The following is a 17,288-nucleotide window of genomic DNA, read 5'->3' as shown; positions in this document are numbered from 1 at the left end:
CGCGGTACCAAGTCTACATCCACCGAGCCTACCGACTCCCGGCACTCGAGCCACTAGCTCGAGGCACCCAGGTTACATCCACCGAGCGCCCACCAAATCTGGGTAACGAGCCATCAGCCTCCGAATCCACTCGTACCCGGCCGCCCAGCCATCCCGTTGGACGAAATCCAACGGGGGGGTCTTTTTTCGGCTCTAAAAGGCGATTTTTCTAGGCCTCATTGGAGTTTGTCCAACGTAAAGTAAAAGGGAAGCCTCAAATATGCCCTTTCATTGGATTTCATCCAACGGGCACTCAACAAAACTGACCTTACGGATGACAATCCGCGGGTTTTATTTCGTTACACTGGAGAATACTGTAGAATATTGGTAAAATGTTTCCAATCCGGACGAAGGGGTGATTTGTCATGCTGCCAGCCTTTTTTATCGCACATGGAACACCGAACTTGGCTATTGAGCAGCATGCTTACACCGAGTTTTTACACAAATTGGCGAAGAGCATACCGCGTCCCAAAGCGGTCGTTGTATTTAGTGCGTATTGGGAGAGTCCTGTGCAGACGGTTAGCTCAGCGATTCGTCCGGAGATGATCTACGATGTTTCGGGAGCATCAGATAAGGTTTATAGCATTAAATACCCAGCTAGAGGCGATTTGACGCTGAGCTTGCATATTCAGCAGCTCCTTCAAGAGGAAGGCATCCGTTGTGAGTTGGATGATGAGCGGGGATTGGATCATGGGGTATGGGCGCCCCTGTGTCTGATGTACCCGGATGCGCAGATGCCTGTGGTGGCGCTCTCGGTGAATCCCAGATTGACGCAGGAAGAGCATTACCGCATCGGTGCGGCGCTCGGCTCTTTGCGGGAGGAGGATGTCCTCATCCTCGGAAGCGGCGGCACCGTGCACAATTTGCAGCGGCTAGACCGGAATAATCCGGTGCCCCAGCTGTGGGCGGTGGAATTCGATGAGTGGCTGGCGGAGCAGCTCGAAACGTGGAATCTTGAGGCGCTTGTGAGGTACGACGAAAGAGCGCCTCATGCGGCTACGGCGGTGCCGACGCCGCAGCATTTTGCGCCTTTGCTGCTCGCACTAGGTGCGGCAGATGGCGCACGCCGGGCGAAGCTGCTGCATCACAGCTTCCAGATGGGCACGCTCAGCCTATGCTGCTGGATGTTCGGCGGCTTGAAAAAGCCTGAGCGCTTCCTGGATTAAGCGCGTGCTGCGGCGCTATTCGAGGAAGCGCTGCTTGAACTCAGGCTTCGGCAGCATGCAGTGCTCAGCCTTGCCGAACCAGCGATAGCGATTGCTCGCGATGAAGGCATAGCCCAGATTCCGCAGCGGAGGCGGAATGATGATGGCTGCATACGCCAGCGGGTAAGCGCCGCGCAGCCGCCGGGCAATGCGCAGCGCTGCCGTCGAGCGGGTGTAGGCGCGCCGGTTCTCGATCAGCACAATCGTGCTGATATTGTCCGTGGGCAGCCGATGCTGCTCGAGCAGCTTTTGCCCGGCAGCCGACTGCAAAGACGCGAAGCGGAAATGGCCCTTCGGGTCGTTCCGCAGGATGAACTGCACAGCTCCGCTGCATAAATTGCAGACACCGTCGAATAGAATGACGGATTTGTTATCAGTCCGCTTAGTCATGGACGATGCCTCCTTTTGGGGTGTGTATCTCCTTGTGGCGGCTGTATGAGTCATGTAGCTACACTGGGCTATTTGACCAGGCAGGTTCACTTCCTAGCCCGAGCAAATCATGTAAAAAGTACAGCAAATTTGCTCATATTAGCATGCTGAAGAGAAATACCTGCATTTTGTACATGTAAATCAGCTAAATCTTCCCGAAATGCCCCAGAGACGCGAAAAGAAATGTACGTTTTGCATGATTTTCCGTCAAATTGAGAGTGCGCACCGAAATTTACTGTACTTTTTACATGATATTAGTCCGTAATTTGCTGTCACCACACCGTTCTCCTCTACTATACCTAATTAGTGTGATATTCTCCAACGTGAGAATTAAGAAGGTTCTGGAAGAAGATACCTGATGAAATCCTCCAACGTGTGAAGTATGCAGGTTGAGAAATAGTTCTCCGATGCAATGAACCCCACTCAAAATGTCTTCTATTTCTCTTTTGCCTAGCATATATATTTCATAGAACAATAGATGAAGAGAAGAGGTGCCTATTGATGAAATCATTGTCCCTATCCCGTCGCAAAAGAACGCTCAGCGCCTGGCTCGTCCTCGGCTGCTCTGTCATAACCCTGGTCGGCTGCAGCGATACGCCGGTTTCCTTGCCAACAACGACGCCGGATACCGCAGCAGCAACGCCATCAGCTTCAACGCCAGCCACGAAGCCCGCGGCCACGGCAGTAGAATCGGAGCTGCCCTACAAATTCCCGCTGACTGGACTCCCTTCGGCGAAAGAAGTGAAGAGCCGTCCTTTCATGGTCATGGTCGAAAATGCTCCGCAAGCCAGGCCGCAAACCGGCCTTGATCAGGCTGACATCGTCTACGAAATTCTCGCAGAAGGCGAGATTACTAGATTCGTCTCCGTGTTCCAAAGCCACGAGGCCACAACGATTGGTCCAGTGCGCAGCATCCGGCCCTATTTTGTTGAGATCGGCGATGCGCTAGATGCCGTTATCGTTCATGCCGGTTGGAGCCAGGAAGCGATGGATATGATGGCGGGCCGCAAGCTGGCTCATCTTGATGAGGTCTACGGCGATGGCGCCTACTACTGGCGCTCGACGGACCGCAAAGCTCCTCACAATCTCTATACCTCTGTGGATAAAATGAAGAAAGGCGCCGAAGCGCGCAAATTCCGCTCGGAGTGGAACGGACCGCTGCTTACTTTTGCCAAGGATGATGGTCAAAGTAAACTTACCGGCGCTGCCGTACATTATATTCTTATTCCTTATCTCCAAGGGTATTTCGTTTCCTATGAATATAATCCTACGGAAGGCGTGTACATGCGCAGCATGGAGGGCAAGCCGCATCTCGACAAGGAGACCGGCAAGCAGCTGCAAGCCAAAAATCTGCTCGTGCTGGAGAGCAAGCACAAAATCGTAGACAAAGAAGGGCGCCGCGAGGTCGACGTGTTCGGCCCTAACAAAGGCGTCATCCTGCAAGAGGGCAAATCCCAGCAGATTACATGGGAACGCAAAAACGGCATGCTGCGCGCTTACGCGGAAGACGGCAAAGAAGTGCCGCTGCTGCCTGGAAATACATGGGTGCAGATCGTGCCTGAGGGAACCGCTCTTAAGATGGAGTAGGCGCAGAACACAGATTTAACAATCTCTTAACATTCCAATAATCATGCTCATACATTGATCCCCTATGATTAAAAGTCATGGGGGGGGAATATCATGAATAAATTTCAACGTAAAGTTTCAGTACCCATTTATACGATGTTTATTTTGCTGCTGTTTGGCATTTTTGGAATTAGCTATACAATCTGGGGGAATCAAAGCGGTGTTAGAGGAGGCAAGGCTGGAGCTGCAGAAGCCGTCTCGGAATCGACCGTTGGGGTAACGAAAGTCGTCTGGTGGCACGCGATGAGCGGCGAAAATGGCAAAGTGGTAGACAAGCTCGTGTCTGCGTTCAATGCATCGCATAAAGATATGAAGGTGGAAGCCGTCTATCAGGGCTCTTATTATGATAGCCTGACGAAGTTGAAAGCGTCCATCGGTACAACAATTGCACCTACCATGGCGCAGGTGTATGACATTGGAACCCGGTTTATGATTGATTCGAAAGCTATTACACCGATTCAGACGTTTATCGATCAAGAGAAGTATGACACGTCTCAGATGGATGAAGCTATTATTAATTATTACACAGTGGATAATACGCTGTTTTCGATGCCTTTTAACGCATCCAATCCGATCTTATACTACAACAAAGATTTGTTCACGGCAGCAGGACTAAATCCTGATCAACCGCCTGTGTTGTATGAAGACGTTAAGAAAGCAGCAACTAAGCTGACAAAAGGCGGCGTAACGGGCGCTTATTTTGGCACACATAGCTGGTATATGGAGCAGTTTGTCGCCAATCAAGGCGCAGAGTGGGTAAATAACGGGAATGGTCGCGATGGCTTAGCTACCGATTGGCAGTTGAACGGCGCAGAGGGCGTTAAGGCGCTTGCTTGGTGGAAGGAGCTTGTGGACAACAATGTAGCGACCTACTCGGCTGGCAAAGGCGATACCTCGAAGAAAGCGTTCGCCGAAGGCAAGGTTGCGATGATTTTCGATACAACGGCCGCATTGCGTGATATCCTGGACTCGGTTGAAGGCAAGTTCGAAGTGGGGACAGGCTTCTTTCCGAAACCAGCTGAGACGGAGAGTGGCGGCGTAGGAGTTGGAGGCGGCAGCAACTGGATTCTGAACAGTAAGTCCGAGGAGGAACAGCAGGCTGCTTGGACGTTCATGAAGTTTTTGTCAGAGCCTGAACAACAAGCCATTTTTCACGTAAACACGGGCTATTTTCCAATCACGAAGAAAACGTATGAGCTACCAATTGTGCAGGAAAACATGAAGAAATATCCGCAGTTCAAGACAGCGATCGAACAACATCATGCTTCAAAATTAAATAAAGCGACGCTAGACGGCGTTCTTGGCGTATATCCTGACGCAAGGAAGCTTACGGAGGAAGCCGTCAATCAGGCGCTCAGCGGACAACAGTCGCCGCAGGCAGCACTTGATGCGGCAGCAGCCGAAATTAACGCCAAAATAGCAGCGTATAATCAGGCATTGAAATAAACGCAGAAAAGCACCCCGATTCGGGATGCTTTTTTTTATAGCTTTGTTTTGCGGTATTCGCCTGGGGAGGAGCCTGTGCGGTTTTTGAACATCCGGTTAAACGAAGAGATGTTGCGATACCCCACTTGGATACTGATTTCTTGAATGTTCAAATCGGTCGAGTGCAGCAATTCCTTCGCATTGCTTACTCTTCGGTCATGCAGATGTTCCATGAAGTTGGCACCCGTCTTCTCTTTGATATAGGTCGAGAGGTAGGAGGTGCTTAAATTGAGTTGATCGGCCAACACATCGAGCGAGAGATCCTCTGCGAATTGCTCATGAATCACGCGCAGAACACGGTCAACGATGGGGTCGTTGGCTTCTTTTTTCTCACGGATAATCTGAGTAACAGCACGAAAATAAGCCTGGAAGGTGAATTCGTATTCCGCGAGTGTGCAGCATTCGTCCAGCTGAAGCAGAAGGGGTTTAAGCTGCCACAAGGCCTCTGTTTGGACTTTGTAATGTTCCAGCACCATCTTGGCCTTGTCCGTCACGGCAAGTGTCATATGCCTAAACACATCAACTGACGCTTCTTTGTGATTAAGTTCTTGTAACCATGGGAGGAAGAGGTCCAGTGTTTCCTGCTCTTTGCCAGCCTTCAGAACTGCGGTTAGTTCTTGCTCCTGCGAAAGCGTTAAGACATACGTAGAGCGGTCCGAGCGGAACTCGGTTATCGTTTGCGTTTCGTCCAGCAGTCTGGCCTGCATGGCCATTTCATTGACTTGGCGGTAGGCATATCCGAACTGGATCGAATGCTCAAATGCAGAACTTACGGCTGCCGTTACTAAACAGTAGCGCTTATCTTGATCCAGAACCTGCTTCAGCTGCGCTAGCATGGCGATAATGCGATCTCTTTCATTACCGGGAAAAACAGATAGAAACTGATGATGCTCAATTTGAAAAGTATGGGACCCAGGAATGGTTTCATCCGCAAACTGTTTGAGCTGCGCACCGACAGACTGTGAGATCTGCTCCTTGCTCATCGGGACAGCTACAAAAGCTGCTGCTCGATAGCGAAGCTCGTACAGAACGATGGTGTAAGTTTCCTCAGTACCTTGAATGTGCGGCCATTCGCCTGATTCCAGATTGATATTTTTTAACTTATTGATGAAGTGGTAGTTGGTCAGCTCGGACTGCTGCTCCTTCAGTTCTTGTTGAATTTGCCCTTTTTCCTTCAGAAGCTGGCGTACAGGATGGTTAATCCGTTTGCTGAAAAAGATCGAGACAACGAAAGCGATGAAAATCGAGATACCTAGCAGGATGATCATGAGATTATCCAAACGAAGGATTTTACCTGCGAAATCAGGATTGGTAACTCGCATGATGAAATGCATGCTGTCTTCATTTTGATAATCGACGTAATAAATCCCTTTTTCCAGTAGATAGGCACGCTCAGTAGGTGGAGATGTGAATAACGTCTCTGGCAGCTTAGCAGCACTACTACGATTCGTTTGATAAATGAGGTCTTGCCCCGGCCCCACAATGGTTAAATCCAGATTGGGATTTTCCTTGAGCATCGCGTCCCGCAAACGATCGGCGTCGATCATGGCAATTAACATATTATCAGCTAGTGCAGGTTTGATGGAATAAGGAATTAATGTTTTGTCAGTTGGATCCGTATTCGTAGCCCCAAAGCCTGCGGCCGGATGAAGCACGAAATTGTCTGTACGTTGAAACTGTGACTGCCAATAAGAAACTGGGTATGGGTTACTGGCATACAGTCCTGCAAACAATTCTTCATTCGTCCCCGGACCAAATTTATTAATGGCCAGATTCGCTGAACGGAACAGAAGGATCATATTATCCAGATAAAGCTCTGAATCCCCCACGATACTTTGGATGTCCAGAACAATAGGACGAGTAGTCAGCGACTCGGCATCTTTTTTTAGATTCACTTGATTGTTAAGAGTAATGACATCTTTATCTGTGAATTGCTTGAAAAGGGCCTCTCTGATTTTATCCAACTGAAACTGATAACGCTCCGCCACTTTCTGTAAAGTGAGGTGATTCTGTTCGATCATCTCGCTGCGAAGGTGGCTTTTTAGCATCCAGAAGATGAGCAGGCTGAAAGAGGAGAAGATCAGAATCAGAACGATGAAGCTTGTCAAAACATGTCGAAACAAGGATTTATTCAATGAAAAAATAGTCATAAGTCGCAGGCCCCTTTGATCGTTACGCTGTTGACTTCCGGCGAGTTATATACAGTCAATTGTAGACGATTATCCTTGGTAAGGGTATGGGCTTTTTTTTGGAAGCTTTGCATTTTTACTGATCAGGCGGTTCATAAAAGCTTAAAAAACCAATCGAAACAATGGGAAAGTATCGAAAATCATGTGTATAGGCAAGGCAGCGGCCTTCCGGATATGATGGGCAGGTAACAAGCGAGGCTCATGGGAAGGAGAGGCGGCTTAAGGTTCGAAAGAGCAAGATCAGTTGATGAAGACGAATGAGGGGATAGGAACGAAATGAAACACATGCGTGATAGAACCGTGACCAACATCTATAAGAGCTTTTTTGCTATTGCTTTGGCGGTAATCGTAAGCATGACCTTTGCTGGTTCGGCGGGAGCTCATTTCTCCTCAACCGGGTATTCCGATATCAAGGTGGGTGCGGATACGATCCAATACCACCTGTCGATTCTGGAGAGCGACTTTGTTCATATATTCCCGGACAAGCCGGACGGCGGCGACAAGATCAGCGATAAACAATTGTCAGCATCTATGGATGCACTAACAAGGCTTGTCGATGACGGCCTGATTGTAACGGGAGACGGGAAAATCGGATCTGCGGTGATTACCGGTGCCAAGCATGAGAAACGAGCCAGCATGGATATGATCGGTATCGATATCCGATATAAATTCGCTGCCACTGTGAAGCAATATCTGATGCAGTACAATTTCTTCTGGTACAGTGGGGTCGATGTCAACCATAGCAACTATGCCACGATTCAGGTCGGTGGCCAAACCATTCAGCAGGTACTTGGCAGCCAGAACTATATTGTACAGATTCAAGGGCCGGGCGCAGCAGCCGGGAATCCGTCAGCAGCGGCACCACCTTCAGCCCTGGATGCAAAGCCTGCTGTTCAATTGGAGACGACTTCTTGGATAAGTACGCTCAAGACCTACGTCCTCATGGGGATGGAGCACATCTGGTCGGGTCTGGATCACATGCTGTTCGTGCTGGGACTCCTGTTAGCCGCTGAGCAAAGGGTATGGAAAATATTGCGACTGATTACCGCCTTTACAATAGGTCACTGCATTACGCTAGTCCTATCTTCTCTAGAGGTTGCTTATCTCTCACCTAAAATCGTCGAACCCTTAATTGCCCTTAGCATTCTGTATATTGCAGTAGAGAATATATGGAAGCGAAAAGAGAGTGCGCGCGTAATCGTTACGTTGTTGTTTGGCCTTGTGCACGGATTCGGTTTTGCCGAGGTGCTGCGAGGAACGTTATCTGGACATATGGCCCTTCCTTTATTTTCATTCAACCTGGGAGTAGAAATTGGACAGCTTGTCGTCGTAGCGATTGTGATTCCAGTGCTTCTGTGGATTAAACGGTTGCCCTTGCAAATCAAATGGAATCAATACGCTTCGGGGATCATCGGCGTGTTCGGGCTTTACTGGTTGATTGAGCGCATTATTAGTCAATAAAACTTTTTATGATGAGGGGACGTTATCAAGTTGGTTAAACAGAGTTTCAAACGATGGATATCCGGTGTGACTGTTGCTGGTATGATGTTCAGCATGCTCGCGCCTATGGCGGCACAGGCGGATGAGACGCAAATCAGCGCGGTCGACTATTCGAAATTGCCTAAGCTGATGATTACGGAGCTTGTTCCGGATACAGCGAATATCGAAGATGCAGATGCTTACGAATTTATTGAAGTATATAACAATTCAAATCAAACACTTGATTTTAACCAGTACAATCTGGTCTACCGGTTCTCTGGTGCGGATACTGTCTGGGCACCGTATCAGAACTCGAATTCTAACGGCACTATGCTGATCCCTGCGCAATCTTCCATCGTTCTGTGGGTAATGAATGCGAAGAATAAAGGGCTGACTGTAAATGATTTCAATACAAACTTCCAAACGAACCTGCAAATGGATGTCAACCTGTATCGTGTGGAAGGCGGAGGAGGGATGCATAACAGCTCTCCAAGGGACTTGGTTATTCAGGAAAAGACGGGCAGCGATATTTCCATAGCTAGCTATCAGAATGATAATCAAACGATAGCGAATAAAGGGATTTTCTACCGGTATCCTTCTGACGGATCGAAAAAAATGGTCATGTATGGATCTGGAGAAGATGCAACTCCTAAAAATGCTACTCCGGGAGTCATAGATCCTACCCAAGTTCCTTCCGTTCCTCGGATTTTTTCGCAGGCTCCGACTATCATCCATACACCGGTTACGCAAGCGGATCAGAAGAAGGATTTGATGCTGCAAGCGCAAACGGTCAACGTTGAACAGGGAGAAACAGTAGCTGCTGCGGTTTATTATCAAATGGCTTCGCAGACTAGCTATCAATCAGTTCCTATGACTGTAACAGGAAGCAGCCAATACCAAGCTGTCATTCCAAAGGCGAATCTGACTGAAAGCGCAATGAAATACTACATCCAAGCCGATGACGGCTTCAGCACAGTGAGATCGAGTGTATATAATGTTACGGTCGCTATGGATCAATCCGATTATTCTAAGGTTCCACCGCTTATGGTGACCGAAGTTGTGCCGGATTCCACGAATGTGGGCTCAGCGGACGGTTATGAGTTCATTGAAGTTTATAACAATACCGATCAATCCGTTAACTTCAAAGACTATAAAGTCGTCTACCGTTACACGGATTCGGGTCCGGATGCGGACGTTCCATGGCCTGCAGATAAAGAAGATATGATCATTCCTTCAAAAGGGACGCTCGTCTTCTGGATCATCAACAACCAGAATGGGAACTCGACAGTAGCCGACTTCAATGCAAACTACGGTACGAATTTGGTTGAAGGAACTAACCTTGTGCGCGTGCACAGCGACGGGATGGCGAACGGCTCTAACCGTGGACTCGTGATTGCTACGAATACAGGCATCGAGCTTTCTGCAGCTTATTATGGTAAGGAAGACGTCAGTACCAACAACGGTATTGTCTATAAATTCCCGACGAGCGGCAACACCATGATCAAATCCAGTGCAGTCGCAGCTACCCCGGGAACCATCACGCCGGGTCAAGTGCCACCACAGACGGTGAAGGTTACACGTGATACTCTTAAGCCTACACTTAAAGACTTGACGAAAGAGAGCACGCTCGATCAAGCCTTAGATCTAGAAATTATCGGAGAGGCTAAAGACGAAACATCGCTCAAAACCGTAGCTCTTTACTATAAAACGGACAAACAGTCCAAATATAACAAGAGGTACTTGAAAGAAAGCTTCGCGGATACGTTGTACCACTATATGGTTTATTCACCAGAGCTTATCGGAAACTCTTACCTGGATTATTATTTCACAGCGTCCGACGGCACGAATGAAACGGTCACACAGACGAAGCGTGTTCAAATTCAAGGCGGATCAGACCATTCCAGCCTGCGCTTGAATGTGAAAGACGGCGAAGTTGTTTCGCAAACGAAAGCGTTGAAAGGGACAGGCGAGGGTGTTAGCCCGGACAGCCTGAAACTAGCGATCGACGGCAGTGAACTGACACAATCGACTTATCATGCCGTGGAGCATGATGCTTTCTTCGCTTTTGAAGTCATGGGCGTGAACTACTATTTCAAAAACGGGATTACCCAAGGGCAGGAAATTCTCTCGATTTTCCAAGATCCGATCAATAGCTACAAAACACTTTCCATTCCATTAAAGGCCGAGCGTCTCAAAGAAGGAAGCAATGCGTTCCAGATTCGTGCTGGTTCCAAGGCTTCACCGTTTGATGATCGTCCTGAAGAGAATAAAGATAATTTTGAAGTGAAGAACGTTCGTCTTGTGTTTGCAGACGGTACGGTTGTGTATGACACGAAATATAGCGATCCGAATAAGGTGATCAAAATCGGGGATTCCTCCGGTCTATCGCCAGTGATTGATTTCAACTTCGTCATTCCGTCCACGCAGCTGGCTTCCAAAGCTTATGATTGGAACACGACTTCTGTGAGTGACGGCAATCATCAGGTTACAGTAAGCAGTACCACATATGGAACGATTACTTCCAATGTTCAGGTGGATAACACAGCTCCTGTGGTGCAGCCTTCCATTGAGGAAGGGAAAATGTACCGCGGAAGCTTCACGATCGATGCGAATGTAACGGATGCATTGGCTGGTGTAGACAAGGTTGAGGCCACGCTGGACGAGCAACCAATAACATTGCCGATGGCTACTTCATCCGCACAACTGCCGGGTGGAGCGCATGTTTTCAACGTGAAGGCTACAGATAAAGTTGGGAATGTGAAGGAAGTCACCGTTCATTTCGAAGTGCCTAACGAGGCACCGGATATGCCTGTACAAGTTGGTCCGGGTCAAGGTGCATTTGGCTTGGAAAACTCAGCTTCACTTAGTGTGAAGGTTAGCGATCCGATGAACGACGACTTGAAAGTTACGTTCAATCAAGGCTTCAAATACGATGCAAGCACACAGGGAACGTTCACCGGCTATCGCGGCGCTGCAGATACAGAGCCTCCGAAGCAGGAAAAGCCTGCAAGTGAAGCGGCTATGACCCCTGAAGATTACGGTAAAATTAGCAGTGTTGACGGCAACTATCTCAACGATCAGTCTGACGATAAGTTTCCTTACCAACGTTTTGAGGTAGCGTTAGACCCTGCGATTCAAAGCACAGACGAAGTCGTTATTGATTGGAAAGGGAAGTCCCTGGAAGGGCGTAAAGTTTCCTTGTATGCTTGGAGCCCAAGCAAGTTGGAATGGAGTCAACTTAAGACCGTTATCGCGGGAAGCGAAGACTTTGAACTGAAAGCGAACGTTCAAGCTGGCGATTATGCGAATAACGGGAAAATTCAAGTGATGGTGCAGGACGAGATTGCTATCGCACAGGATCAAGCGCCTAGTACCGACTATGATTTCTCCTTCGTGTGGATGTCTGATACGCAGTACTATTCCAAGAGCTATCCATATATCTATCAAAAAATGGTGAAATGGATCTCCGATCACAAAGAAGACAACAAAATCAAATACGTCATTCATACTGGCGACATCGTCGATAATGCCGATCAAGAGTACCAATGGATTGAAGCCGACAAAGATATGAAAGTTTTGGAGACGGCAGGAATCCCATACGGGGTGCTTGCAGGTAACCATGACGTAGGCCACCAAGACAATGATTACAGCTATTACGACAAGTGGTTTGGTGAGGATCGGTTCAAAAACCAACCGACCTACGGCGAATCGTATGATAACAACCGCGGCCACTATGACTTAGTTTCCTCGAACGGCAACGATTTTATCGTCGTTTACATGGGTTGGGGTTACGGAGACAAAGAGATTGATTGGATCAACGAAGTGTTGAAAAAGTATCCGAACCGCAAAGCGATTCTGAACTTCCACGAATTCATGCTCGTCTCCAATAACCGCGCACCAATGGCGGAAAAAGTATTCGAGCGTGTTATTAAGCCGAATAAGAACGTTATTGCCGCTCTATCCGGTCACTATCACGACGCTGAGTTGAAAGTCGATCCAATCGACGATAACAACGACGGCATCCCAGACCGTAATGTGTATCAAATGTTGGCGGATTACCAGGGCGCTCCTGAAGGCGGACTTGGGTATATGAGATTAATGCAATTTGATTTGAAAAACGGCAAAATCCACATGAAGACTTACTCGCCTCATTTGGACGATTACAACTTCTATGAACCGGACGAACATCCTGGGAAAGACGAGTTCGACTTGAATTTGAATCTAGATGCTGTAACCAAACGCGTAGCTACGGATTATATCGGTGTGAACGTGTATACGAACAAAACGATCGGAAGCGTCGATAATGTGAAGAGTGGACAGACGGCAACCGTGGTTTGGCCGAACCTTACTCTAAATATGACCTATCAATGGTACGCTCTCGCCGAAGATCAATATGGTGGATCGAGACAGTCCGATATTTGGAAATTCAACACTAGTCATCAAGAAGAATCAAGCGACAGTGGTGGAGGCAGTGCGCCAGCGATTCCTTCGGGCGCAACGATTCCAGTGGATGGTGGTACAGTAACTTTGGAAGGCGCTAAGATCGTTATTCCAAGTGGTGCGATACCAGGCGACATTAAGATTACGGTGGCTAAAATATCCGATGCAGCTTCGCTGCCGGTAGACCCATCATCTAAGCTGATTGGTGATGTATTCGAAATTAAGAAAGATAAAGATGGCAGCTTTAGTAAAGCTATCGAAATCACATTGCCTTTTGATAAGAGCAAAGTAAATCTAGATCAGTCAGACGTAAGCTTGTATTGGTTTAATGAAACAACGAAAACTTGGGTTCAATTAGATAACATTGTCGTTGATAAAGTGAAAGGTACCGTAACCGGTTCTGTCACCCACTTTACGAAATTTGCCGTTATCTCTAACCCGAAACAAGAAACAAAACCTGAGTCTGGTAACGTTAATTTGACAGACATCAAAGGACACTGGGCAGAATCTAACATTCTAGAACTAGTCAAAGCGGGTTCCATTAACGGTTATGAAGATGGCACATTTAAACCGGAAAACCGCATCACGCGAGCTGAATTCGTTTCAATCGTTGTGAAGTACCTGAAATTGAACGATCAAGACAGCAACAATAAGTTTACGGATGCAGCGAACCACTGGGCGAAGAACGCAATCGCCACAGCTGCTGCACAAGGCATTATCACAGGGTACACAGATACAACCTTTGGTCCGGATGATTTCATTACTCGTGAGCAAATGGCGGAAATCATGGTTCGTGCCGCTCATTTGGACAAGATGGCAGGGAATACGAGCTTCACCGATAATGCTGCGATTTCAGATTGGGCACAAGCGGCTGTAGCTACGTTAACCTCCAAAGGGTTCATGAACGGTTATGAGGATGGTACGCTGAAACCGCAAGGATTAACAACGCGCGCGGAAGCATCTACCCTTATTCTAAGAGTCTTGAAGAAATAGAAATGAAAAGGCTCCTTCGTCTGAAAAGACGGGGAGCCTTTTTTTGGTCACAGAGTCTCTCTAGTGGGCAAGGAGGGGAACTACAGCGCGCTATTCTGCCCGAAACAGCTCTACTAGCGGGGGAGAGGGAACTGTGGTCCGCTAATTAGCTGATCTGGGCAGGTTTTTGGGCGAAGGTGGCGAAATAAGAGCTTGTAGTTCCTCTTCGCCCAGTGAAACTCCACGCTCACCCTAAATAAGGGAATGGAGTTCCCTTATCATCCGTTTATCTGCGTTTGCGCTTCGCTGTTCCGGATTTGGAACCGCCTTTGCGTCTGCGAGCCGTTCCGGATTTCTTACGGCGTTTGCGTTTCGGTCTGAACACTTCAACCGAATCTCCTGAGGCGACTTTGCCTTTGCCAAGAGCGCCAAAGATCGTTTTCACCATTGGGGCCATTTGCTGAAAGCTGGACATGAACTTCTGAACCTTGCCCATTGTGCCAAGGATGCCGTCGATGCCGCCCATCCGCTCAACGAAGCCGGAGATTTGCTTCATGTTGAGACCACTCAGCGGGTTGGAGCTTCCGCCAGTTGCGGCGCCACCGCCACCCCCTCCGAAGAGGTTGCTGAGGAAATTGCCGCCACCGCCACCTCCTGTGGCACCGGCATTTCCGCCGCCGCCTCCGAAGAAGCCGCCACCACCACCACCGGCGTTACCACCGCCGCCAAAAAATCCACCGCCACCGCCGGCATTACCGCCGAAGAAATCGCCGCCTCCTTGGAAAGGAGTAGGGAGCCCTCCGCCTTGAGCGAAATCCGAGAACGGATTGCCGCCTAAGCCTGGATACTGGCCGAATGCGCGATCATCACCAATTTGCGGAGGTAAAGTGGTGAGGCTTCTTGTATGCACTTCAGGACGGTTACCGCCATTACCAATGATTTGTCTAGGGTTAGTCACTGGGATTCACGATCCTTTTTATCAGATTTGTCTCCTACAGGATATGTCACTTGCCTATCGTTGGTATGGACGAATGTCACGGGTCCTAGATATTTGTCACAATTCAGCTCATTAACGCATAGAAATTTTAACGTTTCGCAATCCTAAAGGCAGGATTTAAAGCGGGCGTGTCGAATGATACTCTGGAGCTTACTATAATAAGCTAACATGCATTTCTACCAGGAGTTGATAACGTATGCAATTAAAAAAATTAAATGATAAAGCTATAGACCAACTTTTTGAGGCCATACTGACCCTTAAGGATATAGAGGAGTGCTACGTCTTTTTTGATGACCTGTGCACCGTGAACGAGATTCAATCGCTTTCCCAGCGTCTGGAGGTAGCTCGCATGCTGCGCAAAGGCTGCACGTACAATCAGATCGAAGCGGAAACTGGCGCATCCACAGCCACCATCTCCAGAGTTAAGCGCTGCTTGAATTATGGCAATGACGGCTATGTATTGACATTAGATCGTTTAGGTCGTTAAATATTTGTATCATAAAAGAATTCTTTAAGATCCTGCATTACCAAGTGTAATGCGGGATTTTTCCTGTTTATGGAGAGCTCAATTGACATGTGGGAACACATTCGTTAGCATAGGATTGTAGCCATGGATAGAACGGGTGGGGAGAACATAATGAGTAAGGTTGGTGTCCTGGTCATAAGCCATGGATCTAGGGATAAAGGCTGGGTTGACCTGGTCGACGAAGCTGTATCTGCGGTTCACATGCCGGAAGGAATGCCAATCTATGCCTCCTATCTGGAACTGGTGGAAGGCAGGTTGATTCAAGACGGTATTTACAGTTTAGAAGCGCAAGGTGTGACGGATATCATCGTCGTTCCCCTGTTCGTGTCTTCTGGCAGTACACATATCGATGAAATCAGCTACGCTTTAGGCGTTATTGAAGAGCCGTTGCTGGAAACGGACATGGAACCTTTTGATATAAAGGCCCGGATTCATTTTACATCCCCGATTGATGACGATCCTGTTATAGCAGAGATTATGTATGCCAAAATCAAAGAACTGTCCGAAGCGCCAACGCAGGAAATCGTGCTGCTGATTGGGCACGGAAGCCAAGAAGACGGCTTTCATCAGAAGTGGCTTCAAGGCTTAGAACAGCTCGCAGAGCGGTTGAAAGCTTTGGGTGGCTTTGACGAAGCGGATATTGCCATGCTGTTGCCGGATCAAGTGCATGCCAAGATGACAGAGTGGGCGGTTAAGAAGCCTGGACATGCTGTTATTGTGGCGCCTCTTTTTCTGAGTGAGGGCTATTTTACGAGACAAGTAATCCCTTCCCGATTGAAGGGATTTGCATATATATATAATGGACGGGCGCTGCTGCCAAGTCCGCTAATTTCCAAATGGATGGAGAAGCAGATCGCTTCCGCAAATTCGAGACGGTGAACAGGTGATGAGACACAATGGTCAAAAGAGCAAGACTGATCTATAACCCGACTTCCGGCCGGGAAGAAATGAAGAAACGCCTGCCAGAAGTTCTTCAGCGCTTAGAGCGCGGAGGCTTCGAAACATCTGCTCACGCGACAATCGGTGAAGGGGATGCCACACTGGCCGCGGCTGAAGCTGTGAACCGTGGCTTTGATCTTATTATCGCCGCTGGCGGAGACGGCACGCTGTGCGAAGTCGTGAACGGTATGGCCGAGAAAGAGGGGCGGCCGCCGCTCGGCATTTTACCGCTGGGGACGACCAACGATTTTGCCCGTGCGCTTGGCATTCCCAAGAATCTAGAGCAGGCATGCGACCTGATCATCCAGCAGTACACGACCGACATTGATGTAGGTAAAATCAACAACCGCTACTTCATTAATATTGCCGGCGGAGGCTCGATGACCGAGCTGACGTACGAAGTCCCAAGCAAACTCAAAACCATGATCGGTCAGTTGGCCTATTATATGAAGGGACTCGAAAAACTGCCTAGGCTCAAGCCTATCGAGCTGTACGTCAAAGCTGGCGATCTCGAGTTTCACGATGAAGTCATGATGTTCCTTGTCGGTAACACCAACTCGGTGGGCGGGTTCGAGAAGCTCGTGCCGGAAGCTAGAATGAATGACGGTTTGTTTGATGTTTTGATACTGCGCAAGTGTAATCTTGCGGAGTTTATCCGAGTGGTCACACTCGCGCTGCGCGGGGAGCATCTGAATGACCCGAATCTGATTTATTTTCAGACCAATCATATCGAAATTAATTCACCGGACTACGTCCAGTTGAACTTGGATGGCGAATTCGGCGGCACGCTGCCGTGCGTTATGACGAACCTCAAAAGTCACCTCCAAATCATCGTCGATGAGTCGGGTCAGTCGATTTATAAGAAGACGCTGATTGAGACATTGACGACGCCGTTTCAATTGAAGGAGCGGCATGGTGATGAGGAGCATGATGGGCATCATCCGCATCAGCCTAGGGAGTAG

11 protein-coding genes are annotated in these 17,288 nt (G+C 48.4%); 8 read left to right on the top strand and 3 right to left on the bottom strand.

Annotation, left to right across the window (positions count from 1 at the left end; genetic code table 11):
* Positions 1-404 precede the first annotated feature (404 nt).
* Positions 405-1,205 (top strand): DODA-type extradiol aromatic ring-opening family dioxygenase, encoded by an 801-nt coding sequence (locus ACUN27_RS35105; RefSeq protein WP_326062960.1) that lies wholly within the window; start codon positions 405-407, stop codon positions 1,203-1,205.
* Between the two features lie 15 nt (positions 1,206-1,220).
* Here the strand turns inward: ACUN27_RS35105 and ACUN27_RS35100 are convergent, their stop codons facing one another.
* On the bottom strand, positions 1,221-1,634 hold the full coding sequence (locus ACUN27_RS35100; protein WP_326062959.1) for a thiol-disulfide oxidoreductase DCC family protein: 414 nt from the start codon (positions 1,632-1,634) through the stop codon (positions 1,221-1,223).
* A gap of 540 nt (positions 1,635-2,174) precedes the next feature.
* On the opposite strand from ACUN27_RS35100, the gene ACUN27_RS35095 reads away from it, so the two are divergent.
* Both ACUN27_RS35095 and ACUN27_RS35090 read left to right on the top strand, forming a co-directional pair.
* On the top strand, positions 2,175-3,260 hold the full coding sequence (locus tag ACUN27_RS35095; protein ID WP_315955670.1) for a DUF3048 domain-containing protein: 1,086 nt from the start codon (positions 2,175-2,177) through the stop codon (positions 3,258-3,260).
* A gap of 93 nt (positions 3,261-3,353) precedes the next feature.
* Positions 3,354-4,745, top strand: a complete 1,392-nt coding sequence (locus ACUN27_RS35090; RefSeq protein ID WP_445560497.1) for an ABC transporter substrate-binding protein — start codon at positions 3,354-3,356, stop codon at positions 4,743-4,745.
* 35 nt (positions 4,746-4,780) lie between these two features.
* Here ACUN27_RS35090 and ACUN27_RS35085 read toward each other — a convergent pair whose 3' ends face one another.
* Entirely contained in the window at positions 4,781-6,934 is a 2,154-nt protein-coding gene (locus tag ACUN27_RS35085) for a helix-turn-helix domain-containing protein (RefSeq protein WP_326062958.1), read from the bottom strand.
* Between the two features lie 315 nt (positions 6,935-7,249).
* Between ACUN27_RS35085 and ACUN27_RS35080 the strand changes: the two genes are divergently transcribed.
* Both ACUN27_RS35080 and ACUN27_RS35075 read left to right on the top strand, forming a co-directional pair.
* Positions 7,250-8,434, top strand: coding sequence for a HupE/UreJ family protein (locus ACUN27_RS35080; RefSeq protein WP_315955673.1), 1,185 nt, complete (start codon positions 7,250-7,252; stop codon positions 8,432-8,434).
* Between the two features lie 30 nt (positions 8,435-8,464).
* Positions 8,465-13,885, top strand: coding sequence for an S-layer homology domain-containing protein (locus ACUN27_RS35075; RefSeq protein WP_445560496.1), 5,421 nt, complete (start codon positions 8,465-8,467; stop codon positions 13,883-13,885).
* A gap of 265 nt (positions 13,886-14,150) precedes the next feature.
* On the opposite strand, the gene ACUN27_RS35070 is transcribed toward ACUN27_RS35075, so the two are convergent.
* Positions 14,151-14,822, bottom strand: a complete 672-nt coding sequence (locus tag ACUN27_RS35070; protein ID WP_445560495.1) for an aminotransferase — start codon at positions 14,820-14,822, stop codon at positions 14,151-14,153.
* Between the two features lie 235 nt (positions 14,823-15,057).
* On the opposite strand from ACUN27_RS35070, the gene ACUN27_RS35065 reads away from it, so the two are divergent.
* The 3 genes from ACUN27_RS35065 (at position 15,058) to ACUN27_RS35055 (ending at position 17,288) form a co-directional block, all read left to right on the top strand.
* On the top strand, positions 15,058-15,348 hold the full coding sequence (locus ACUN27_RS35065; protein ID WP_079414635.1) for a YerC/YecD family TrpR-related protein: 291 nt from the start codon (positions 15,058-15,060) through the stop codon (positions 15,346-15,348).
* A 150-nt stretch (positions 15,349-15,498) separates the two neighbouring features.
* A complete protein-coding gene (locus ACUN27_RS35060; protein WP_445560494.1) occupies positions 15,499-16,266 on the top strand; it encodes a sirohydrochlorin chelatase in 768 nt (255 codons plus the stop codon).
* Positions 16,267-16,283: 17 nt separating this feature from the next.
* Positions 16,284-17,288: a diacylglycerol kinase gene (locus tag ACUN27_RS35055; protein WP_315955677.1), complete on the top strand. Its 1,005-nt coding sequence runs from the start codon at positions 16,284-16,286 to the stop codon at positions 17,286-17,288.

This window comes from Paenibacillus sp. WC2504 (genome assembly GCF_052682475.1).
Note: the sequence above shows the minus strand (reverse complement) of the source record. Positions and strands in the feature narration are given on the sequence as shown.